23 protein-coding genes are annotated in these 21,733 nt (G+C 69.8%); 10 read left to right on the forward strand and 13 right to left on the reverse strand.

Annotated elements, in window-relative coordinates; translation table 11 throughout:
• Positions 1-5: 5 nt before the first annotated feature.
• Positions 6-365, reverse strand: coding sequence for an NADH-quinone oxidoreductase subunit A (locus tag ACZ7NC_RS24880; protein ID WP_030950624.1), 360 nt, complete (start codon positions 363-365; stop codon positions 6-8).
• A gap of 714 nt (positions 366-1,079) precedes the next feature.
• Here ACZ7NC_RS24880 and ACZ7NC_RS24885 point away from each other — a divergent pair.
• Entirely contained in the window at positions 1,080-1,913 is an 834-nt protein-coding gene (locus tag ACZ7NC_RS24885) for a C40 family peptidase (RefSeq protein WP_471491332.1), read from the forward strand.
• 517 nt (positions 1,914-2,430) lie between these two features.
• Complete coding sequence (gene def, locus ACZ7NC_RS24890; RefSeq protein WP_471491333.1) at positions 2,431-3,084, forward strand: peptide deformylase; 654 nt, start codon at positions 2,431-2,433, stop codon at positions 3,082-3,084.
• Here the strand turns inward: def and ACZ7NC_RS24895 are convergent.
• A complete protein-coding gene (locus tag ACZ7NC_RS24895; protein WP_471491335.1) occupies positions 3,059-4,366 on the reverse strand; it encodes a geranylgeranyl reductase family protein in 1,308 nt (435 codons plus the stop codon). The genes def and ACZ7NC_RS24895 overlap by 26 nt on opposite strands.
• Positions 4,367-4,436: 70 nt before the next feature.
• On the opposite strand from ACZ7NC_RS24895, the gene ACZ7NC_RS24900 reads away from it, so the two are divergent.
• Both ACZ7NC_RS24900 and ACZ7NC_RS24905 read left to right on the forward strand, forming a co-directional pair.
• Positions 4,437-4,970, forward strand: coding sequence for a GNAT family N-acetyltransferase (locus tag ACZ7NC_RS24900; protein ID WP_471491336.1), 534 nt, complete (start codon positions 4,437-4,439; stop codon positions 4,968-4,970).
• 155 nt (positions 4,971-5,125) lie between these two features.
• A complete protein-coding gene (locus ACZ7NC_RS24905) occupies positions 5,126-5,443 on the forward strand; it encodes a PASTA domain-containing protein (RefSeq protein ID WP_471491338.1) in 318 nt (105 codons plus the stop codon).
• On the opposite strand, the gene ACZ7NC_RS24910 is transcribed toward ACZ7NC_RS24905, so the two are convergent.
• Genes ACZ7NC_RS24910 through ACZ7NC_RS24925 form a run of 4 tightly spaced genes read right to left on the reverse strand, consistent with a single transcriptional unit; the run spans position 5,430 to position 10,121 of the window.
• The gene (locus ACZ7NC_RS24910) at positions 5,430-6,125 is read right to left on the reverse strand and encodes a demethylmenaquinone methyltransferase (RefSeq protein WP_471491340.1); all 696 of its coding nucleotides are present in this window, start codon (positions 6,123-6,125) and stop codon (positions 5,430-5,432) included. The genes ACZ7NC_RS24905 and ACZ7NC_RS24910 overlap by 14 nt on opposite strands.
• Entirely contained in the window at positions 6,122-7,432 is a 1,311-nt protein-coding gene (locus tag ACZ7NC_RS24915; RefSeq protein ID WP_471491341.1) for an acyltransferase family protein, read from the reverse strand. The genes ACZ7NC_RS24910 and ACZ7NC_RS24915 overlap by 4 nt, the downstream gene beginning before the upstream one ends.
• Positions 7,432-9,753, reverse strand: coding sequence for a bifunctional polysaccharide deacetylase/glycosyltransferase family 2 protein (locus ACZ7NC_RS24920; RefSeq protein ID WP_471491343.1), 2,322 nt, complete (start codon positions 9,751-9,753; stop codon positions 7,432-7,434). The genes ACZ7NC_RS24915 and ACZ7NC_RS24920 overlap by 1 nt, the downstream gene beginning before the upstream one ends.
• Positions 9,750-10,121: a hypothetical protein gene (locus tag ACZ7NC_RS24925; RefSeq protein ID WP_471491345.1), complete on the reverse strand. Its 372-nt coding sequence runs from the start codon at positions 10,119-10,121 to the stop codon at positions 9,750-9,752. The genes ACZ7NC_RS24920 and ACZ7NC_RS24925 overlap by 4 nt, the downstream gene beginning before the upstream one ends.
• A 235-nt stretch (positions 10,122-10,356) precedes the next feature.
• On the opposite strand from ACZ7NC_RS24925, the gene ACZ7NC_RS24930 reads away from it, so the two are divergent.
• Entirely contained in the window at positions 10,357-11,418 is a 1,062-nt protein-coding gene (locus tag ACZ7NC_RS24930; protein ID WP_471491346.1) for a chitinase, read from the forward strand.
• Between the two features lie 16 nt (positions 11,419-11,434).
• On the opposite strand, the gene ACZ7NC_RS24935 is transcribed toward ACZ7NC_RS24930, so the two are convergent.
• The 5 genes from ACZ7NC_RS24935 to ACZ7NC_RS24955 all read right to left on the reverse strand — a co-directional run bounded on the left by ACZ7NC_RS24935 (position 11,435) and on the right by ACZ7NC_RS24955 (position 16,732).
• Positions 11,435-12,040 carry a hypothetical protein gene (locus tag ACZ7NC_RS24935; RefSeq protein ID WP_471491348.1) on the reverse strand — a complete coding sequence of 202 codons (606 nt, stop codon included), beginning with the start codon at positions 12,038-12,040 and terminating at the stop codon, positions 11,435-11,437.
• A 7-nt stretch (positions 12,041-12,047) separates the two neighbouring features.
• Positions 12,048-13,262, reverse strand: a complete 1,215-nt coding sequence (gene mqnC / locus ACZ7NC_RS24940) for a cyclic dehypoxanthinyl futalosine synthase (RefSeq protein WP_471491349.1) — start codon at positions 13,260-13,262, stop codon at positions 12,048-12,050.
• Between the two features lie 71 nt (positions 13,263-13,333).
• On the reverse strand, positions 13,334-14,059 hold the full coding sequence (locus ACZ7NC_RS24945; protein ID WP_471491351.1) for a prepilin peptidase: 726 nt from the start codon (positions 14,057-14,059) through the stop codon (positions 13,334-13,336).
• Between the two features lie 17 nt (positions 14,060-14,076).
• Positions 14,077-15,771 (reverse strand): serine/threonine-protein kinase, encoded by a 1,695-nt coding sequence (locus ACZ7NC_RS24950; protein ID WP_471491353.1) that lies wholly within the window; start codon positions 15,769-15,771, stop codon positions 14,077-14,079.
• Positions 15,772-15,883: 112 nt separating this feature from the next.
• Entirely contained in the window at positions 15,884-16,732 is an 849-nt protein-coding gene (locus ACZ7NC_RS24955) for a menaquinone biosynthetic enzyme MqnA/MqnD family protein (RefSeq protein ID WP_471491355.1), read from the reverse strand.
• 320 nt (positions 16,733-17,052) lie between these two features.
• Here ACZ7NC_RS24955 and ACZ7NC_RS24960 point away from each other — a divergent pair, with 320 nt between their 5' ends.
• Positions 17,053-17,256 (forward strand): cold-shock protein, encoded by a 204-nt coding sequence (locus tag ACZ7NC_RS24960; RefSeq protein ID WP_003992177.1) that lies wholly within the window; start codon positions 17,053-17,055, stop codon positions 17,254-17,256.
• 124 nt (positions 17,257-17,380) lie between these two features.
• Here the strand turns inward: ACZ7NC_RS24960 and ACZ7NC_RS24965 are convergent, their stop codons facing one another.
• Positions 17,381-17,929, reverse strand: coding sequence for a helix-turn-helix domain-containing protein (locus ACZ7NC_RS24965; protein WP_471491357.1), 549 nt, complete (start codon positions 17,927-17,929; stop codon positions 17,381-17,383).
• Positions 17,930-18,011: 82 nt separating this feature from the next.
• On the opposite strand from ACZ7NC_RS24965, the gene ACZ7NC_RS24970 reads away from it, so the two are divergent.
• The 4 genes from ACZ7NC_RS24970 to ACZ7NC_RS24985 are packed head-to-tail and all read left to right on the forward strand — an operon-like array spanning position 18,012 to position 19,964.
• Positions 18,012-18,698 carry an AzlC family ABC transporter permease gene (locus ACZ7NC_RS24970; protein WP_471491359.1) on the forward strand — a complete coding sequence of 229 codons (687 nt, stop codon included), beginning with the start codon at positions 18,012-18,014 and terminating at the stop codon, positions 18,696-18,698.
• A complete protein-coding gene (locus tag ACZ7NC_RS24975) occupies positions 18,695-19,009 on the forward strand; it encodes an AzlD domain-containing protein (protein WP_471491361.1) in 315 nt (104 codons plus the stop codon). Before ACZ7NC_RS24970 ends, ACZ7NC_RS24975 begins: the two co-directional genes overlap by 4 nt.
• A gap of 25 nt (positions 19,010-19,034) precedes the next feature.
• Positions 19,035-19,277, forward strand: a complete 243-nt coding sequence (locus ACZ7NC_RS24980) for a glycine zipper domain-containing protein (RefSeq protein ID WP_471491363.1) — start codon at positions 19,035-19,037, stop codon at positions 19,275-19,277.
• Between the two features lie 27 nt (positions 19,278-19,304).
• Entirely contained in the window at positions 19,305-19,964 is a 660-nt protein-coding gene (locus tag ACZ7NC_RS24985) for a class I SAM-dependent DNA methyltransferase (RefSeq protein ID WP_471491365.1), read from the forward strand.
• On the opposite strand, the gene kstD is transcribed toward ACZ7NC_RS24985, so the two are convergent.
• Positions 19,961-21,730, reverse strand: coding sequence for a 3-oxosteroid 1-dehydrogenase (gene kstD / locus ACZ7NC_RS24990; protein ID WP_471491367.1), 1,770 nt, complete (start codon positions 21,728-21,730; stop codon positions 19,961-19,963). The genes ACZ7NC_RS24985 and kstD overlap by 4 nt on opposite strands.
• Positions 21,731-21,733: the final 3 nt, after the last annotated feature.

The following is a 21,733-nucleotide window of genomic DNA, read 5'->3' on the forward strand; positions in this document are numbered from 1 at the left end:
GCCCCTCAGTCCCATTCCAGGCCGCCGCGCCGCCATACGTACGCGTACGCGACGAAGACGGTGAGCACGAAGAGCAGCATCTCCACGAGCCCGAAAATCCCCAGGGAGTCGAAGGTGACGGCCCAGGGGTAGAGGAAGACGATCTCGATATCGAAGATGATGAAGAGCATCGCCGTCAGGTAGTACTTGATCGGGAAGCGCCCGCCACCGGCCGGCGTGGGGGTCGGCTCGATACCGCACTCATAAGCCTCGAGCTTGGCCCGGTTGTACCGCTTCGGACCGATCAGCGTGGCCATGACCACGGAGAAGATCGCAAAGCCTGCCCCGAGGGCTCCCAGTACGAGGATGGGCGCATACGCGTTCACCGCTCCTCGCTCCTCTCAGTCGGCACTGACTGCTGGCGGTTGCACTGGGCTCACAGCCGCCCCACCGGTCCCACGAGCCCCGCTCGTCCCGGCGAAGATCGAGAACATGTGAAGCAGGTCACAAGCCCAACTGCCTCGCATCTTATGCCCGCCGCTCTGTGATCTGCGACACGGGGTATTGCACAAGCTTTATGATCTCCACCACCTGACGAAGGATCATGAAGGCGGATGAGCGGTGATCTTCGTACGAGAAGCGTCCGAGTGATCACCAGAGGTGACATTTTCGCTCGTCGGCGCAGCTCGGAGGGGTCGTCTCAATATCAAGAGAGTTCTCTTGCATGCAAATTGGTGCTGGACGGGACGCCTTGGTAGAGGGGTCCGTTCACACATCAGAGGGAGGGCCGCGAGTGAATGTGGACGCGTGCACGCATTCACGAGCGAGGTCGGGTGCAATCCGTGCACGGGACGCGCACGGCACCGTAACCGTTGCGTGACCTCTGCCACATCGGTGAGGGGCCTCCGAGAACCGGGCTTGGCCACTGGTCCCAACAAGTGGTAAGCGGTGGGCAATTCGGACTTAATGATGAAAGGCCGTGATCACGGGCAGGGTGAAGGGCGTCCGCAATGTCCGTTACGGCGTCAATAAGGGGCGCTGGGCCGGGAATTTTGAGGCTCCATTGAACAACTGTGGCGCAGCACACGTTTCTTGAAGGTATGGAGGAGCCCCTGATACCCGTTGTTCTCATGTCCCACACCGCTCACATACGCAGCCACCGGAAGCCCCGCCGCAGCGCGACGACGAGTATCGCGATGCGCGCCGGAGTTGCCGGTGGCGTCCTCAGCATGGCAGCGGCAGGTGCTGCGGCCACGGCGAACGCCGCCGAGCCGGTTACGCAGACCATCGAACTGCCCACCCTCACGGGTGACCTGGCGGACCAGCTCGCCCAGTCCGCCGACGCCACTCAGCTGGCTGCGGCGAACTACGAGCTCGACGCCGAGCGTGACGCGGCCGCCGCCGCAGCGGCCAAGGAGGCCAAGAAGGACCTCGCGGAGGCCAAGAAGAAGGCCGAGGCGAAGAAGAAGGCCGAGGAGGCCCGCAGGGCCGCCGCCGAGGAGGCTGCCTCGCGCAGCTCCGAGCGGGCCACCCTGTCCGCTTCCGCGAGCACGAACACCGACGTGTCCGTTCCCGCCAGCGGCAGCGTCGCCACGGTCATCGCCTTCCTCCAGGCACAGGTCGGCGACGCGTACGTCATGGGTGCCACCGGCCCCAACGCGTGGGACTGCTCCAGCCTGGTCCAGGCCGCGTTCAAGCAGGTCGGCGTCGACCTCCCGCGGGTCTCGCAGGACCAGTCGATGTCCGGCACCGACATCCCGCTGTCGCAGGTCCAGGTCGGCGACATCCTCTACTGGGGCGGCAAGGGCTCCGCCTACCATGTGGGCGTCTACATCGGTAACGGCCAGTACCTGGACGCGGCCAACCCGTCCAAGGGCGTCGTCATCCAGGACCTGTCCGGATACCCGGCGTCGGGCGCGGTGCGCGTCCTCTGAGTCGTAGGGATCACCGTAAGGGCCGCAGCCGCTCGGGGGCAGCGGCCCTTACGTCTCACCCGAGGTCGAAGGTGTTGGGCGGGCCCAGCCGCCAGCGCACCTTGTCGAGCCGCTTCAGCGGTTCCAGCCCCGGGGCCGCTGCAACTCCCCGACCCGGCGGCGCTCGGCGTCCGAATTGTCCGCGCCCAGGAGCGCGTTGACCGCGAGACGTGCCGAAACTCGTTGACGCCCGCCATCGTCGCCTGCCCGACCGTGCGCGCGGAGATGTAGTGGTCACCGCGCCCGCGTCGGCTCTCCGGTGTCCGTCCGGATCGACGCCACCTCCGCTGCGGCCGGCAGAAGCGTCTGCGTGGGTGGCCGGATCGCGTGTGACCTGTCTGCTCCTGGGGCTCCTGCGTGTGTTCTGTTGTCATGGGTGCCGAAGGGTGGGTCCGTGGGGACCGGAAGCCTGTTTTGGTGCCCGGCCACGGCGTCCTCACAACCCGCAGCGAGAGAAAGACAGCAGGGGAGCACAGCGATGCCCAGCGTTTTCGTGCAAGGCAGGCCCGTCGAGTCGTATCCGTCGCTCGCGCCCGAGGCCCGGCGCGGGTCGGTGCGCAGGATCACCGAAATGGGTGAGGAGGTACTGCACAAGCCGTGCCGCGACGTGACCGAGTTCGGACCCGATCTCGCCGCGCTCATCAACGACATGTTCCTGACGATGTACATCGCCGACGGAGCCGGACTCGCGGCGAACCAGGTCGGCGTGGACCTGAGACTGTTCGTGTACGACTGCCCGGACGACGACGGGGTCCGGCATGTCGGGCACGTCGTGAACCCGGTGCTGGAGCCGATCGACGCCTCGGACCGGAGGCTCCTCGACGACACGGAGGGCTGCCTCTCCGTCCCGGGCGCGACGATGGACGTACCGCGTCCTGACCGGGCCGTGGTGCGCGGGGTCGACAAGGACGGGGAGCCGATCGTGATCGAGGGCACCGGGTACTTCGCCCGTTGCCTCGCGCACGAGGCCGATCACTGCGCCGGGCAGGTCTATCTGGACCGGCTCTCGAAGCGGGAACGCAAGGACGCGCTGCGGCAGGTGGCGGACCGGCGGGACGAGGTGTTCGCGCGCCGGGCCGCCAATATCGAGGCGTTGAACAGCCGGTTCAGGCCTTCGGAGCCACCTTGCTGAGGCCGTTGATGATGCGGTCCATCGCGTCACCGCCGGTCGGGTCCGTGAGGTTCGCGAGCAGCTTCAGGGTGAACTTCATCAACAGCGGGTGGGTCAGACCGCGCTGGGCCGCGATCTTCATGACCTTCGGGTTGCCGATGAGCTTCACGAAGGCACGGCCCAGCGTGTAGTAGCCGCCATAGGTGTCCTTCAGGACGCGCGGGTAGCGCTGGAGGGCGAGTTCACGCCCCGCGGGCGTCGAGCGGGCGTGGGCCTGGACGATGACGTCGGCGGCGATCTGGCCGGACTCCATGGCGTAGGCGATGCCCTCGCCGTTGAAGGGGTTCACCAGACCGCCGGCGTCGCCGACCAGCAACAGGCCCTTGGTGTAGTGGGGCTGCCGGTTGAAGGCCATGGGGAGGGCGGCGCCGCGGATCGGCCCGGTCATGTTGTCGGGCGTGTAGCCCCAGTCCTCCGGCATCGACGCGCACCATGCCTTCAGGACCTCACGCCAGTCCAGCTCCTTGAAGGAGTCGGAGGTGTTGAGCACACCCAGGCCGACGTTCGACGTGCCGTCGCCCATGCCGAAGATCCAGCCGTAGCCCGGCAGGAGGCGGTCCTCGCCGGGGCCGCGGCGGTCCCACAGCTCCAGCCAGGACTCCAGGTAGTCGTCCTCGTGGCGGGGACTTTCGAAGTACGTCCGTACGGCCACGCCCATCGGGCGGTCCTCGCGGCGGTGCAGGCCCATCGCCAGGGAAAGGCGCGTGGAGTTGCCGTCGGCCGCCACCACCAGCGGCGCGTGGAAGGTGACCTCGCGCTTCTCCTCGCCGAGCTTGGCGTGGACGCCGGTGATCCGGCCGGTGCGGTCGTCGATGATCGGGGCGCCGACGTTGCAGCGCTCGTAGAGCCGGGCGCCGGCCTTCTGGGCCTGGTGGGCGAGTTGCTCGTCGAAGTCGTCGCGCTTGCGGACGAGGCCGTAGTCGGGGAAGGAGGCGAGATCAGGCCAGTCCAGCTGGAGCCGCACCCCGCCGCCGATGATCCTCAGGCCCTTGTTGCGCAGCCAGCCGGCTTCCTCGGAGATGTCGATGCCCATCGCCACCAGCTGCTTGACCGCGCGCGGGGTCAGGCCGTCGCCGCAGACCTTCTCCCTCGGGAACTCGGTCTTCTCCAGCAGGAGCACGTCGAGGCCGGACTTGGCCAGGTGGTACGCCGTCGTGGAGCCGGCCGGGCCCGCGCCCACGACGATCACGTCGGCGGTGTTCTCGGAGAGCGGCGAGGAGTGGTGCTCGGTCAGGACGGTCACGGCTGGATCTCCCCGGGTTCGAAATCTGCGTGCCGACCGGCACTGGACATGGGCAGTCTATTCAGCAGAATTGATCACCCCGCTGAAGGGCTGCCCTGTGAACCGAGCTCTGCCCGAAGTACGGCTGCGTGTGCCCACCGACGAGGACGCGGTCGCCTGGCACCGGGTCTTCGCCCACCCGGAGGTCATGGAGTTCCACGGCGGCAGGGCCGCGGAGCTGTCCGTCTACGAGGAGCTCACCGCCCGCCAGCGCCGGCACGACGCCGAGCGGGGATTCTGTCTGTGGACCATGCTCGACGAGCACGACCGGGTCATCGGCTTCACCGGAGCCCAGCCGTGGGAGCGGGAGTGGGGCCCCACGGGCGAGATCGAGATCGGCTGGCGGCTCGGGCGCGAGTACTGGGGCCAGGGGTACGTCACCGCGGCGGCGCGGATGACGCTGGAGCGGGTGCGGGCGGCCGGGGTGCCGGGGGTGGTGGCGATGGTCGACGCCCGCAACGCACGGTCGATCGCGGTGACACGGCGGCTGGGGATGGAACTCGCCGAGGTGTTCGCCACCGCGGATGCCCGCCGCAAAGGCCACTGCTACCGGCTCGGTCTGTGAAGGTCGATCCGTAGGACCAGACTCCGCATTCGCCACCTTGAGTAACCGACTGTTACAGAAAGGTACTTGAAGCTTCCGGTCGCCACCCCCTGGCGGTTACTCTGCCACTACCGCTGGGGGTGACATCTGTGCGTATAACACCCAAAACGTCCGAGGTGCGAGTACCGAAACTCGTCGGACTGATGGCCATGGACGCGCGCGAGGCGGCGAAGTCGCACGGCCTGATCCTCAACACACCGGACCGGCCGGACTTCACGCTCGTCGTCGTCGACTACGTCGTACGCCAGTACCCCCAGCCCGGTGCCGAGGTGCCGCGGGACTCGATGGTCTACATCTGGTTCGACTTCGGCGAGGGTGAGGGCGAGGGCGGCGGAGGCGTACGCGAGCCGCGCACACCGTGGCCGCCCTCTGGCGGACTGCAGCGCGAACTGGACGAGCCCGGTGATCCGTACCCCGTGGTCAGCTCTGCTTGAAGCCCCGGTGCAGGGCCACGACCCCGCCCGTCAGATTCCGCCACGCCACCTTCGACCAGCCCGCCTTGCGCAGCCGCTCGGCGAGGGCCGGCTGGTCGGGCCAGGCGCGGATGGACTCGGCGAGATAGACGTAGGCGTCGGGGTTGGAGGACACCGAGCGCGCGACCGGGGGAAGGGCGCGCATCAGGTACTCGGTGTAGACGGTGCGGAAGGGCGCCCAGGTCGGGTGCGAGAACTCGCAGATCACAACCCGGCCGCCGGGCCGCGTCACCCGGTACATCTCGCGCAGGGCGGCGTCGAAGTCCTGGACGTTGCGCAGCCCGAAGGAGATCGTCACGGCGTCGAAGGTGTCGTCCTTGAACGGCAGCCTCGTCGCGTCGCCCGCCGTGAACGGCAGCCAGGTGTGCTTGCGCTTGCCGACCTGGAGCATGCCGAGGGAGAAGTCGCAGGGCACGACGTACGCGCCGGTCCGCGCGAAGGGCAGCGAGGAGGTGGCCGTACCGGCGGCCAGGTCGAGGACCTTCTGCGCCGGGCGGGCGTCGACGGCCCTCGCGACCTCCTTGCGCCATCTGCGGTCCTGGCCGAGCGACAGCACGTCGTTGGTCAGGTCGTACCGTTCCGCCACGTTGTCGAACATCGAGGCGACTTCGTGCGGCTGCTTGTCCAGGGATGCGCGGGTCACGGGCCCATTGTGGCAGTACGGCCACACGGGGTCGCAGTACGCCCTCCCGGGAGCAGCGTCGGCTTCTTCTTCCCGGCCACGTCCTCCACCCAGCCGCACAGCAGCACGAAGACGGCGATCAGGAGCCAGCCGATGCCGAACATGAACCACTGGCTCTCCAGCGGCAGGTACCTCTCGAACGCGGGTACGTTCCAGAACTGGTCGATCAGCGGGACGGCCAGGATCAGGGCGATCTCGTGCCAGAGGTAGATCGTCACCGCGCGCGCGTTGAAGACCGTGACGAGGCGGTCCGTGCGGCGGAAGCGGGTCAGCCGGGCGAAGTCGATCCGGAAGAACTCTTTCGCGTACATCAGCAGCGTCACATAGCCCGCCGACCAGAAGGCCTGCGCGAGCGGGATGTCGTCCAGGTCGTAGGAGCCCGTCCCGGCCTGGTGGGTGAAGGCGTACCAGCCGCCGTACGCGAGGGCGGCGAGCGAGAGGACGGCGACGGTGAACGGCTTGAGGCGCCGCAGGACGCCGTCGCGGTGTGCGAAGCCGAGGATCCAGCAGAAGAGGAAGGTGGCCAGATCGGTGAGGGCGTTGCCGAAGCGGTTGTCCGGGGGCTCCCAGGCGAGGGAGAAGACAAGGATCGGGCCCAGCGACAGCAGCAGCACCGCTACCGGGGCCAGGCGGAACACACGCAGCAGCAACGGAGAGAGCAGGACGAACCAGAGATACGTCCTGAGGTACCAGAGGATCTCCCAGGCCTGCTCGCCCCAGGCGTTGCCCGGCGGGTCGCCCAGCGGCACGATCCAGTAGACGATCTGCCAACCGGGCATCCAGTCGTGGATCAGCATCGCCACGACCACGAAGAGGCCCCAGAACCAGAAGGGCGGCAGAAGCCGCCACAGCCGACTGCGCACCACCTTCAGCGGCGGGCGCTCCAGCGACTTCGCCATCAGGGTGCCGGCCAGGGCGAACATGACCCCCATCGAGGGGAAGACCATGCCCGCCCAGGCCCAGCCGAAGGTGTGGTAGGTGACGACGCGGATCAGGGCGACAGCGCGCAGGGTGTCGAAATAGCGGTCGCGGCCCGGGGGCCGAGGCGGAGGCTTCTCCTCCTCCGCCTCGGCGACTGCGGGTGGCGCCGGAACCACAGGCTCCGGCACCGCTTCCGGCTCCATCGCCCGCGCGTACCCCGAGTACCCGTACTCCTCGGCGTAACCCAGGCCGTAGCCCTGCTGGTACCCCGGCTGCTGGTACCCCGGTTGCTGATACGGCTGTTGATACGGCTGCGGCTGCTGATACCCCTGTTGCTCCCAGCTCATCAGCCCACCCCCGCCGACGTGCCCACCTCACCGGTGCGCTTCAGTTTCTGCCAGCGCAGCCGGCCGCCCGTCATCGCCGTGATGCAGGAGTGGATGAGGACCAGGTACATCATCTGCCGGTAGGCGAGTTGCTGCAGCGGCATCATCAGCAGGTAGCGGTACCGCTCGCGGTCGAGGCGGAAGGCATAGGCCGCGCACAGCAGCTGCACTCCCAGCACCGCCAGCCACGCCAGCAGGGCCGCCTTGAAGTCGACGAAGATCATCGAGTAGACGGTGAACACGTCGATGAGCGGCGCGAACACCGGCGTGACGATCTGGAAGATGACGACGAGCGGCATGCCGACCCGGCCGAAGCGGCCCGAAGGTCCCTTGTCCGTCAGGGACTTGCGGTGCTTCCACAGCGCCTGCATGGTGCCGTACGACCAGCGGTAGCGCTGCGACCACAGCTGCTTCAACGAACCCGGCGCCTCGGTCCACGCGCGTGCGTGCTCCTGATAGACGACCCGCCGGCCCGCGCGGTGCATCGCGATGGTGATGTCGGTGTCCTCCGCGAGCGTGTCCTCGCTCATGCCACCGACCTCCAGGACCGCCTCACGGCGGAAGGCGCCGATCGCGCCGGGGATGGTGGGCATGCAGCGCAGCAGGTCGTACATACGGCGGTCGAGGTTGAAGCCCATCACGTACTCGATGTGCTGCCACGCGCCGATCACGGTGTTGCGGTTGCCGACCTTGGCGTTGCCGGCGACCGCGCCGACCTCGGGGTCGGCGAAGGGCTGCACGAGCCGGCGTACGGTGTCCGGCTCGAAGACCGTGTCGCCGTCCATCATCACGACGATGTCGTAACTGGCGCTGCGCACACCGTTGTTCAGCGCGGCCGGTTTGCCCGCGTTCTCCTGGCGGATGACTCGGACGTTGGTCATACCCAGTTCGTGGGCCGCGTTCCGGGCGATCTCGGAGGTACCGTCCGTCGAGCCGTCGTCGACCACGATGATCTCGATCGGGTGGGTGCTCTTCGACAGCGATTCAAGAGTGTTGGCGATGCACTCCTTCTCGTTGTACGCCGGGACGATCACGCTCACCGGTTGGTACACCGGCGGTCCCCAGCTGAACCGGCGTCTGTTGCGCTGCCGGTAGTGGCGCCGGGCGAGGACCAGCATCATGCCGAAGCGGCCCATGACGGCGACGCCGACGACGAGGAGGCCGACCGACAGCACCGGCACCGTCCATTCGGCGACGGCCACCGCCCCGATCAGGGCCCTGCCCTCGTACAGGGTCACGCCGGTGGCCTCGCGGTGGGCGGCCTGGAGGTTCGAGGTCCCCGCGCCCACCGCACCGGCCTGTCCGTTCGCACCACCCTGCTGCGCCTGGCCGCCGGGCTGCTGACCGCCGACCTGCACGCCACCCGCCTGAGCGGCGCCGGCCTGCTCGCCGTTCGCCGCCTCCTCCTTCTGGATCGCGCCGCTGATCGTGGTGAAGGTGTAGCCCTTCGCCTTCATCTTCTCGATGTACGTCGGCAGCGCCTTGATCGTCTGCGACCGCTCGCCGCCCGCGTCGTGGAACAGGACGGACGCGCCCTCACCGTCCTCCGGTGTGGCCCACTTGATGATCTTCGAGACGCCCGGCCGCTTCCAGTCGTCGCTGTCGGTGTCGACGAAGACGCTGGTGTAGCCGTCCTCGCCGAGCTTCTTGTAGACGGGCCAGCTGTAGTTGTCAATGGCGTCCGTCTCCGAGGAGTAGGGCGCCCGGAACAGCGTGGTGGTGATGCCGGCCGCGCCGGCCAGCGCGAGTTGGGTCTGCTGCATCTCGCGGTCGACACGGGCGTCGCTCTGGTAGGAGAGGTCGACGTGGGTGAAGGTGTGGATGCCGACCTCGTTGCCCTGCTCGACCATGTCCCCGACGATCGACGGGTAGCGCGAGACCATCGAGCCGACCACGAAGAAGGTGGCGGGCACGTCGTACTTCTTCAGGATCGCCAGGACCTGCGGTGTCCAGGTGGGGTTCGGACCGTCGTCGAAGGTGAGCGCGATCGTCTTCTCCGGCACGGACACGGTGGTGGCCTGACCGCCCCGGAAGGTGAGGATCGGCCCGCCGTCGAGGACCTTGTCGGGCACCTTGCCGGAGCCGGCCCCGGTGCGCACCCGCTGGTCGCCGCCGACCTCGGCACGCAGATAGCCGTCGAGCAGCATGACGCTGGTCAGGGCGAGCAGGAGCAGGCCGGCGAGGATCACCCGGGGCTTCTGCAGGGCGGCGGCCCGGCCCGCCACCCGCTCGATGCGGGAGGGGGCGCGGCGGCGGCGACGGGAGGGCGTCGTCGTAGTCATGAGTGGGGCTGCGCTCCGGTCAGTTGGCGGACGTGTCGGCGGACGCGGTCGAGGCGGGGGCGCCCGAGGGCGGCGCCGACGGCGTGCCGCTGGGCGGGGCGACCGGGTTGCCGAGGCCGCCCTGGGGCTGCTCGCAGCTGGGACGGGGTCAGCGAGGTGCCGAAGCCCATGAAGGCCATGCCCAGCACCACCGCGTAGCCGAGACAGGCCACGCCGAGCAGGAGGCCGAGGCGCCGCAGCAGCTTGGAGCGGCGTCCGGAGTTGTCAACGAACACGGGCCCTTCGGCGGACCCGTTGCCGCGTTTGCGGCGGCGACCGCGCACACGGCGTTCGGCGGCGCGGTTTTCGATGGCAGGCTCGGAATGCATTCCCCGGATGCTAGGGAGCCTTTATGTGCCCACGGCTCTCTTTTTATGTGAGACGCCCATGAGAAACGCCTTAACCTGTACGTTTCCTGAGAGTTTCTGCGAACGACCGCGCACTTCACAGCAATGTGAGGGGAGTTGGAGGTTCGGTCCCAGCGGACTGTGAGACATTTGCGCCCCGGGCCCGTATGGCATTTCCCAGCCTGGGACAGAAATCACGAAAGCGGGTACAGGCGCAATGCGGAGTTTCCTGACGGCGACGGCCGGGCTCACCTGCATGTTCGCACTGGCCATCACGGGGTGCTCCGCGGGCTCCGACGGGACGGCGGACGCGGCGCCGCCGAAGCCGTCGCAGGCCGAGACGTCGCCCTCACCGAGCGCCTCGCCGAGCGCCTCGCCGAGCGCCTCGCCGAGCACGTCGTCGAGCACGTCGTACGCGCCCTACGTCAGCGCCACCGAGGCCTCCGAGAACGACTCCGCCGGCTCCCCGGCGACGTACAACCTGGCCTTCGTCATCTCGGCGGGCAGTGACTGCACCCCCAGGTGGAACGGCACCACCGCCATCTCCGACCCGGCCGTGAAGTCCCGTAGCTCCCGGCTCACTCAGGACGGTGCCACCGTCCGTGTCTCCTTCGGCGGCGCCTCCGGCAAGGAGCTGGCGGCGAGTTGTGACAGCGCGTCCGAGCTGGCGGAGGCCTACGGGAAGGCGCTGGACGCGGCGGGTTCCTCACGGGCCGACTTCGACATCGAGGGCGACGAGCTGACCGACTCCGGCTCGGTGGACCTGCGTTCGCAGGCGATAGCGCTGCTGCAGAAGGAGCGGAGTGAGCTGGAGGTCTCCTTCACGCTGCCGGTGATGCCGTCCGGCCTTGACGACGACAGCGTGGCGCTGCTGGAGTCGGCCAACGAGCATGACGTCCAGGTCTCCACCGTGAACATCATGACGATGAATTACGGCGAGTCGTACGACGGGGACATGGGCGACTACGCGCTCACCTCGGCCAAGGCCACGCACACCCAGCTGAAGGAGATCTTCGGCACGCCGGACGCGACCGCGTGGAAGGCCATGGCGTTGACCTCGATGCTCGGTACGAATGACGTGGACAACGAGACGTTCACGCTCGACGACGCGGCGCAGGTGCGGAAGTTCGCCGAGGAGAAGGGGATCGGGTGGGTGTCGATGTGGGCGGCATTCCGGGATCGGCAGTGCGATGACGATTCGTCGTCGGATGACGCGTTGACCAATTGCAGCGGGGTGGATCAGAAGGACGGGGCGTTCGCGGAGGCGTTCTCGGGGTGAAAGCGGGGGCGTTTCCTCACCGTCGGCGGTAGACCAACCGGCCGTCCACCACCGTCGCCACACACGTCCCCGCGCCGCGCTCGGCCAGTTCCGCCTCGTCCCGTACGTCGAACACCGCGAAACGGGCGGCTGAGTTCCGCTCCCTCGGCTCCGCGAACTCCACCGGCCACCCGGAGTCGTACGGGTCCAGCGCCGGCGTCCCGCCGGGGCGGCCCAGCCTGCCCGTGATCGCCAACCCCGAGCGGTGGACGGCGTCCCGGACCGCGCGGTTGCGCAGTTCCTCGCACGCCGCCCGGACCGTGCCGTGGGCCAGCATCCGCTGCACACACCGCCGTGCGCTCGCGCCCCAGCGGGTGTCGTCCATGGCCAGGGCCGCCAGCGCATCCCCGGTGATCGGCTCGGTCCCCAACTCATCGGCCTCGCGCGGATCGGGATGGTAGGCCGCCTCCAGCAGCTCGTTGCCGTGGAGGTTGATCAGGCCGGGCGTGAGGATGCCCGGCCACTGCCGTACCCGCGCTCGCGGAAAGGCGGCGACGAGTTCCTCCAGCTGCCCCGCGTCCGCGATCCACGCGCCCTCGACGGCGAGCGCCCGCCCCCTGGAGTCCGCGTGAATCGTCAGCACGAGTACGTCAGTTGGAAGCGAGGATCTTCAGCTCGGGGTGGGCCGTGCCGCCCTCGATCGCGGTGGACGAGATGTGAGACATGACCCGCTCGTCGACGGGGTCGTTCGCCGGGTCGTCGTGCACGACCAGGTGCTCGTACGTCGTCGACCGCTGGGCCGGCACCCGCCCCGACTTGCGGATCAGGTCGATGATCTCCATCCGGTTGGAGCGGTGCTTGGCACCGGCCGAGGAGACGACGTTCTCCTCCAGCATGATCGAGCCGAGGTCGTCCGCGCCGTAGTGCAGCGACAGCTGGCCGATCTCCTTGCCCGTGGTCAGCCAGGAGCCCTGGATGTGGGCGATGTTGTCCATGAAGAGGCGCGCGATGGCGATCATCCGCAGGTACTCGAAGATCGTGGCCTGCGTACGGCCCTTCAAGTGGTTGTTCTCGGGCTGGTAGGTGTACGGGATGAAGGCCCGGAAGCCCCCCGTCCGGTCCTGTACGTCACGGATCATCCGGAGGTGCTCGATGCGCTCGGCGTTGGTCTCGCCGGTGCCCATCAGCATCGTGGAGGTGGACTCCACACCCAGCCGGTGCGAGATCTCCATGATCTCCAGCCAGCGCTCGCCGCTCTCCTTCAGCGGGGCGATGGCCTTGCGCGGCCGCTCGGGCAGCAGCTCGGCGCCGGCGCCCGCGAAGGAGTCGAGGCCGGCCTCGTGGATCCGCGTGATGGCCTCCTCGACCGACACGCCGGAGATCCGGGCCATGTGCTCGACCTCGCTCGCCCCCAGGCTGTGGATGACGAGCTGCGGGAACTCCTTCTTGATGGCCGCGAAGTGCTTCTCGTAGTACTCCACGCCGAAGTCCGGGTGGTGGCCGCCCTGGAACATGATCTGGGTGCCGCCGAGTTCGACGGTCTCGGCGCAGCGCCGCAGGATGTCGTCCAGGTCTCGGGTCCAGCCCTTGGCCGTGTCCTTGGGGGCGGCGTAGAAGGCGCAGAACTTGCACGCCGTCACACAGACGTTCGTGTAGTTGATGTTGCGCTCGATGATGTACGTCGCGATGTGCTCGGTGCCCGCGTACCTGCGGCGGCGCACGGCGTCGGCGGCGGCACCCAGCGCGTGCAGCGGGGCGTGGCGGTACAGGTCCAGCGCTTCCTCGGGCGTGATGCGCCCGCCCTCGGCGGCACGGTCGAGGACGGCTGTGACATCAAACGACGTGAAGTCGGCCTTCTCGGTCACCGGGGCGTCCCTTTCGTCAAGGGGTTGGACGGACCCGACCAGCCTACGCCAGCGTTTTCGCCGCCCGGAGGTCAGGCCGCGTACGCGCCGATGAGCAGCCCGGCGTACACCCCGCCGAGCAGGAACGGCCCGAACGGGATCGCCGACTTGCGCCCCGCCCGCCGCAGGACGACGAGCCCCCAGCCGTACAGCGCCCCGAACAGGAACCCGGCGAAGGTGCCGAGCATGACCGTCGCCCAGCCGTACCAGCCCAGCACCGCCCCTGCCCCGAGCGCGAGCTTCACATCGCCGAATCCCATGCCGCCCGGGTTGATGAGATGCAGCACGTAGTAGCCGGCGCCGAGCGCGAGCGAGGCCCACAGTGCCGTCGGCCAGTCCCCGGCGTGTTCCGGCACCAGGGCGACCACGCCGAGCAGCCCGAGCGCGGCGCCCGCGAGCGGCAGGGTGAGCACGTCGGGCAGCCTGCGCACCCGGTGGTCGACGAGCGCGAGCAGGACGCCCACCGGAGTGAGCAGCAGCCAGACGGCCAGTTCGGGACGGGTGTCGGTGGCCGCGGCGAGGACGGAGCACAACAGGGCGGTGGTGAGGGCGACGAGGGCGACGCCGGGCCCGTATCGCGTGGCACACCGCGAGCACCGGGCCCGCCCCAGCCATCCCGGGACGGGGTGCCCGTCCGGACACCGCCCCCGCCACACCTCCTCCGCGTCCACGGAGAACCGGTAGGCGGCCCGAGGCAGCAGGGCACCCGCCGCCGCCCCCCACAGTCCGGCCGCGACGATCACGACGAGCGTGCTCATCCCCACGAAACGCCCCACTACTCGACCTTCGACAACCGCGCCTCGGGATTGCCCTCGTCACTGCTCTCCGAGCGGTACACCAGGTCGTCGCCGGCCGGTGTGATCCGGACCGTGTGCGGTGTCGGATTGCAGCCGCCGTGGTTGGTCTTGCGGCCCACGGACGTCACGACGAGCGCTTTGGCCGTCACCTGCTTCAGGGTCAGTACGTCGTTGCAGACGCCGCCGAGCAGGTCGGTCTGCCGCAGGGTGCCCAACTCGTCGCCCACGTCGGCCTTGTGCACGGTGAGCCGGAAGGTACCGGCGGGCAGGGCGCCGTCCAGGGCGGTGGCCTTGCCCTCCCAGGTGCCGAGGTAGCGCTCGGGGACGGCGGCTGAGGCGCTGTCGGCGCTGCTCGAACCGGCCGTCGGCATCGGCGAGTAGGCCCCGGTGCCGGCACTGTCCGCGTTGTTGTCGCCGTCGTCCGGCAACAGCTCGAACACGAACACCGACCCCACGGTCACCGCCGCCAGCGCCCCCGCGACCGCCAGCGCCACCGTGCAGCTCATCCGCCGCCCACGGCCGCCCTCCCCCGGCGTCGACGCCGCCGCGACGGACAGCGAGAGCTTCCCGGGGCGGGGGTCGGCCGACGGGACGGCGTCCTCGGGAGGCGTGGCGTCACGGGGTTCGGGTACGGCGGCGGGGGTCTCGGGCAGCGGCGCCGGCATCACGGGCGGCGGCCCGAACCGCCCGGCCGCCGCACGCGCATCCGCCCCGGCCGTCCCGGGCACCCCCTGCGAAGGGGCGCTGAACGCCACCGGCCCCGACGCGACGTCCTCCCCCGCCTCCAGATTCAGCAGCCGCACGGCACCACGGCTGACCTGCTCGACCAGTTCCCCCGGCAGCCATCCGCCCGCCACCAGCCGAGCCGCCCCTTCCGGCGCCAGCCGCCGGGCCACGTCACCCGGGGTGGGCCGCGCACCGGGCTCCTTCGCCAGACAGGCCGCCACCAGCTCCCGCAACTCGCCGTCAAGCGCGTCGAGTTCGGGCTCCTCGTGGACGACCTTGTAGAGCAGCGCCGCCGACGAGTCCCCCAAGAAGGGAGGCTCCCCGGTCGCCGCGTACGCCAGCACCGCGCCCAGCGAGAAGACGTCCGCCGCCCCCGTGGCCCCCTTGCCGATGATCTGCTCGGGCGACATGTATCCGGGGGAGCCGATCGAGACTCCGGTCGATGTCAGGGACGCGGTGCCGTCCATGGCCCGCGCGATACCGAAGTCGATCAGCAGGGGGCCGTCCAGCGTCAGCAGGACGTTCGACGGCTTCACGTCCCGGTGCACCAGGCCCAGTCCATGGACCGCCGCGAGCGCCTCGGCGAGCCCCGCGCCCAGCGCCCGTACCGAATGTTCGGGAAGCGCCCCCGCGTCGGCGACCGCGGACGACAGCGACGGACCCGCCGCGTACACCGTGGCCACCCACGGCACCGCCGCGTCCGGATCGGCGTCCAGGACGGGCGCCGTCCACGCGCCGCCCACCCGGCGCGCCGCCGCCACTTCGCGGCGGAAGCGGGCGCGGAACTCCTCGTCCAGGGCGAAGTGCGGATGCACGATCTTGACCGCGACCGTACGGCCGCCCGCGCTGCGCCCCAGGTACACCCGCCCCATGCCGCCGGAACCGAGCCGGCCGAGCAGCCGGTACGGCCCGATGACCGTGGGCTCGTCAACTCCGAGCGGCTGCATCGGCGTCCACCCCTCCCCCGTACGGCCCCATGGGCACTCGAATGCCGCAGTGGAACTCCCCCAGCAGGTTAGTGCGCGAGCACCCCGCCCTTTCCCACCGCGGCGGATCCGCTCACGGCTGGAGCAGATCCACCTTCACATCCGCGGGAAATCCTGTCGTCGGTCCCACCCGCCGCGCGAACTCCGCCACCGCCGCCAGCTGCGGGACGCCGAAACGGAAGTCGAGGGTCGTGAAATACCGCTCCAGGACCTCCTCGTCGAACGCCTCCCAGCGGGCCGCCTGCTCGGCGACCTTGCCGACCTCCTCCAGGGAGAGGTTGCGGGAGTCGAGGAAGGCCTCGTGGACCTGGCGGGTGATGGCCGGCTCGCGCTCCAGATAGTCCCGGCGCGCAGCCCAGACCGCGAAGACGAAGGGCAGACCGGTCCACTCCTTCCAGAGCGTGCCGAGGTCGTGCACATCGAGGCCGTAGCGCGGCCCGTCCAGCAGGTTCGCCCGCAGTGCCGCGTCTCCGATGAGTACGGCCGCCTCCGCCTCCTGCATCATCAGGCTGAGATCGGGCGGGCAGGTGTAGTAGTCGGGCCGCACGCCGTAGCGCTCGGCGAGCAGCAGCTGGGCCAGGCGCACCGAGGTGCGCGAGGTCGAGCCGAGGGCGACCCTGGCGCCGTCCAGCTCGTCCAGCGGCACCTGCGAGACGATCACGCAGGACATCACCGGGCCGTCGCAGCCGACCGCGATGTCGGGGAAGGCGACCAGGTCATCGGCGTTGCGCAGGAACTCGACGAGGGTGATCGGCCCGATGTCGAGGTCGCCCCGCACCAGCCGCTCGCTGAGCTTCTCCGGCGTGTCCTTGGTCAACTCGAAGTCGAGCAGGGTGCCCGTTCGCGCGAGCCCCCAGTACAGGGGCAGGCAGTTCAGAAACTGGATGTGGCCTACGCGCGGCCGGGTGCGAGAATTGTCCACATCGCGAGGCTAGACCCTTTGAGGTAGCGTGCAGCCCTCAGGGTGGCGACTCTCCGGTGACGCCCAGGTCACCACCACACCGTCAATCCAGACACGGGGCTTCAAACGTCCGGGTGACGTGATCTTGACCTCTATTGCTTTCGGCTGCCTGCGTGCTAGGCTCGCCGCAAGTTGCAGTTTGGTTTCCCTTGCAGTACAGAGCCTGCGGAGCATGTAACCGCGGGCTCTCGTCGTTTTCAGACGTATGCAGTTGTGCGGCACTTGTTTTCACACTTGCAGGGTTCTGGAGCAGGGCAACCCTTTGGGCCCAAGGAGGGCTTATGGCTACCGGAACCGTGAAGTGGTTCAACGCCGAAAAGGGCTTTGGCTTCATCGCCCAGGAAGGCGGCGGCCCCGACGTCTTCGTTCACTACTCCGCGATCAACGCGAGCGGCTTCCGTTCGCTGGAGGAGAACCAGCAGGTCTCCTTCGACGTGACCCAGGGCCCGAAGGGCCCGCAGGCGGAGAACGTCACCCCCGTCTGATCAGTCCGATCAGTCTGATCATTCGGTCTCGGAGCCTGGTGCTTTGATCCGGAACAGATAGCAGTACCCAAGGAGCCCCGTGCCGCAAGGCAATGGGGCTCCTGCCTTTTGCCCCCCGGGCTGCCTAGACGTGCTGCATGACGAGCACGAACGTCGTCCCGGGCGCCAGCGCCTCGTACGAGTGCGGCACATCCCCGCGATACGACATGTAGTCGCCGGGCCCCAGATCGACCTCCTCGCCCCGGGGCCCCGCCTTCACCCGGCCCGTGCTGACGATCAGGTGCTCCACGCTCCCCGGAATGTGCGGCTCCGACTCCCGGGCCGCGCCCGGCTCCGCGCGCAGGTGGTAGAGGTCCCGGCGGGCACCGGGCGGGCTGGCGGAGAGCAGGGTGGCCACATAGTCCGCCCGCTCGGAGGCGACCGTGGGACCCTCGCCGGCCCGGATCACCTGAACCGCCGGGGACGGCGGTTCCACCAGCGCGCTGAACGGCACACCGAGCGCGACTCCCAGCGCCCACAGCGTCTCCACGCTGGGGTTCCCGCCGCCTGTCTCCAGCTGGGACAGCGTGGACTTCGCGATCCCCGCCCGCTTGGCCAGCTCGGACAGCGACAGCCCGGCCCGGGTGCGCTCGCGGCGCAGGGAGGCCGCGATCCAGGTGAGGGGCTCGCTCATGCGCTTCACTTCCCGTTGTTCGCTCTACAGGTACGTTCGTTCGCCTTGACGAACGCACCCTTCGGTGTTCATTCTGGAAAACATGCGTTCGCTACTCCGAACACCGATGATGGCACCTCTGGTGCGCCAAAGTGCACTCGTCTGGCTGGCGAGCGGTGTCGTCGGCGTCTCCTTCGGCGCGATAGCCGTGGCCGGCGGGCTGCCGGTCTGGGTGCCGGTGGTGATGTCGCTGCTCGTGTACGCGGGCTCGGCGCAGTTCAGCGCGGTCGGCGTGCTGCTGGCCGGGGGCGGGCCGTTGGCCGCGGCGGCGACCGGGCTGCTCCTGAACACCCGGACGGCCGCCTTCAGCCTGGCCGTGGCGGACGTCATCGGCGGCCGGGGCCGGCTCGCCCGCTTTCTCGGCGCCCACCTCGTCACCGACGAGACGGTGGCCTTCACCCTCGCCCAGCCGGATCCCCCGCGCCGCCGGGCGGCGTTCTGGATCAACGGGCTCGGTCTGTTCGCCGCCTGGAACACCGGTGTCCTCGTCGGCGCGCTCGCCGGAACCGCGCTCGGCGACCCGGCGACGTACGGCCTCGACGCCGCCTTCCCGGCTGTACTGATGGCCCTGGTGCTGCCGACCCTGCGCACGGACGCCCGCATACGGCGGTGCGCGTTGCTCGGCGCCGCGACGGCCCTGGCGGTGACCCCGGCCGTCCCGGCGGGCGTGCCGGTGCTGCTGGCGCTGGCGGGGCTGGTCCGGTACGGCCGTAAGGAGGCGTCGGCGTGAATGGCGCGGTGGCCGTGATCCTGGCGCTGGCGGTGGGGACGTACGCCTTCCGGCTGGTCGGCCCGGCGCTGCACGGGCGGGTCGAACTGCCCGTGCGGGTGCAGGAGCTGCTGACGGCCGCCGCGGTGGTGCTGCTCGTGGCGTTGCTGGCGACGGGCGGGCTGACGGAGGGCGGCGGCTTCGCGGGGTGGGCGCGGACGGCCGGGGTGCTGGTCGCGGGGGTGCTGGCGTGGCGGCGGGCGCCGTTCCCGGTGGTGGTGCTGGCGGCGGCCGGGGCCACCGCGCTGCTGCGGGCTTCGGGGTTCGCATGAGGAGCCACTGTGGGAAGATCGCCGCATGACCAGCGGGGAAGAGAACAACCACGGGGAAAGCGGCGGGACTCCCGCCAACGTCAAACTGGCGACGGGCATCTCCGTCGGTCTGTCCCTCGGCACGGGCCTCGGTGTCGCGCTCGGGCTGACCGTCCTCGACAACCTGGCGCTCGGGATCGCCCTGGGCATGTGTCTGGGCGTAGCCGTCGGAACCGGGATCGGTGCCGGCCGGATGCGGACCGATGATCAGCAGGACAGGGGCGAGTAGTCACCGGCTTCGCTAGGGTCCCCGGCCATGACCGAAGCCGACTTCCTCGCTACCACTCGCACCTTCTACGACGCCATTGCCGAGGACTACGCGACCCTCTTCCAGGACGAGCTGGCGAACAGGCCCCTGGAGCGGGCGGTCCTGGCCCTGTTCGCCGAACTCGTCGACGGGGACGGCCCGGTGGCCGACCTGGGATGCGGTCCGGGCCGCACGACCGCGCGCCTCGCGGGCCTGGGGCTGCCCGTGTTCGGAATCGATCTGTCGGAGTCGATGCTCGCCATCGCCCGGCGCGAGAACCCCGGGCTGCGATTCGAGCGGGGCTCCATGCTGGAGCTGGACCTTCCCGACGGCACGCTGGCCGGCGCCCTGTCCTTCTACTCGTCCATCCACACGCCGGTGGACCGTCTCCCGGACCTCTTCGCCGAGTTCCACCGCGTGCTGGCTCCGGGCGCGCCGCTGCTCGTCGCCTTCCAGGCCGGTGACGAACACAAGCACCACGACCGGCCCTTCGGTCACCCGGTCGCGCTCACCTTCCTGCGCCGCCGCCCGGAACACATCGCCGAACTGCTGACGGCGGCCGGCTTCACGCTCCTCTCCCGCACGGTCCGCGAACCGGACCCTGCGCTCGACGAGACGTCCGCGCAGGCGTTCCTGATCGCCAGGAAGCCCACGGGCCCCCTCTCCTAGCGGCTCCCGGCGATGTCCTTCGCCGCGATGTACCCGAACGTCATCGCCGGACCGATCGTCGAGCCCGCGCCCGCGTAGCTGTGCCCCATGACAGCCGAGCTCGCGTTGCCCGCGGCGTACAGCCCCCGGATCACCGAGCCGTCCTCGCGCAGCACCCTGGCGCGGGCGTCCGTGAGCAGACCGCCCTTGGTGCCGAGGTCGCCGGGGACGATGCGGAAGGCGTGGTACGGGGGCAGCCAGAGCGGGGCGAGGCAGGAGTTCGGCAGCACATACGGGTCCGTGTAGTAGTGGTCGTAGGCGCTGTCGCCCCGGTGGAAGTCGGGGTCCTTCCCCTTCAGTGCCTGGGCGTTGAAGCGGTCCACCGTGGTCCGCAGGGCCGCCGCCGGCACGCCGATCGAGGTGGCGAGCGCGTCCAGGGTCCAGGCCTGGTGCGCGGCTCCCGAGTCGTACCAGTCGGCGGGCAACGGCAGGGTCGGCAGGACGTCCTTGAAGAGGTAGCGGTTGCGGTAGTGCTGGTCGACGATCAGCCAGGACGGGATGGCTGGGCTGGTGTCGTTGACGTCGTACATCGTGTGGACGACGTCGCTGTAGGGGGCGGCCTCGTTCACGAAGCGGGTGCCGGCGGCGTTGACCAGCAGTCCGCCGGGGAGAGTGCGTTCGGCCAGACAGAAGTACGGCCGGCCGGGGAGCGGGATCGCCGGGCCCCACCAGGCGTCGTCCATCAGGCCGAGCGCGGCGCCGAGGCGCTGCCCGGCCCGGATGCCGTCGCCGGTGTTCTCCTTCGCGCCCACCGTCCAGTCCGTGCCGATGGGCCCCCGCTGGTACTGCTCGCGCATCGCCGCGTTGTGCTCGAAGCCGCCCGAGCCGACGATCACGCCACGGCGGGCGCGGACCAGGCCGGGGCCGCCGTCCCGGGTGACGACCGCTCCGCTGACGGCGCCGCCCTCGACGTACAGGTCGGTCAGCGGCGTGTCGAGCCACACGGGCACCCGCGCCGACCGCAGCCCCAGCCGCAGCCCGGCCGCCAAGGACTGCCCCATGGTCAGCGGCTTCTCCCCGCGCAGGGCCGCCGCCGTACCGCGCGCGAGACACTGTGCGGCCACGGCGGCGCCCTTGGCGTTCACCGCGGCCAGGGCCAGCCACTTGTAGTCGGCGCTGAAGACGACCATGCCGGCGGGCACATCCATGTACGGCGGGTTCAGATGTGCCAGCTCGGCGCCCAGGAGGTTGCCGTCGAGCTGGTCGGGCTCCACGGAGCGGCCGTTCGGCAGGCCGCCGGGCAGCTCGGGGTAGTAGTCGCTGTACCCCTCCATCCAGCGGAAGCGCAGGGGGCTGTTGGCCATGACGAAGGAGAGCATCGCGGGGCCGTGCGCGAGGAAGGCCTGCCGGCGCTCGACCGGAACATCCGCGCCGACGACGGCGGCGAGGTAGGTGGCGGCCTTGGCGGGCGTGTCCGGCACCCCGGCGGCGAGGATCACGGAGTTGTTGGGAATCCAGATCCCGGCGCCGGACCGCGCGGCGGACCCGCCGAAGGTGGGCGCCTTCTCCAGCACCACACAGCTCAGGCCCTGCCCGGCTGCGGTCAGGGCGGCGGTCATGCCGGCGGCTCCGGAGCCGATGACCACGACGTCGTAGGTGCCGAGGAGGGGCAGATCGGCGGCCCGGGCGCGCTGCTGGGCCGTTCCCACGAGACCGAAGGCCGCGGCTGTGCCGGCGGCGCCCGCGGTGAGTACATGTCTTCGGGTGGGGTCCGCGCTGGTGGTCATGGG

This window comes from Streptomyces sp. NPDC111802 (assembly GCF_055634335.1).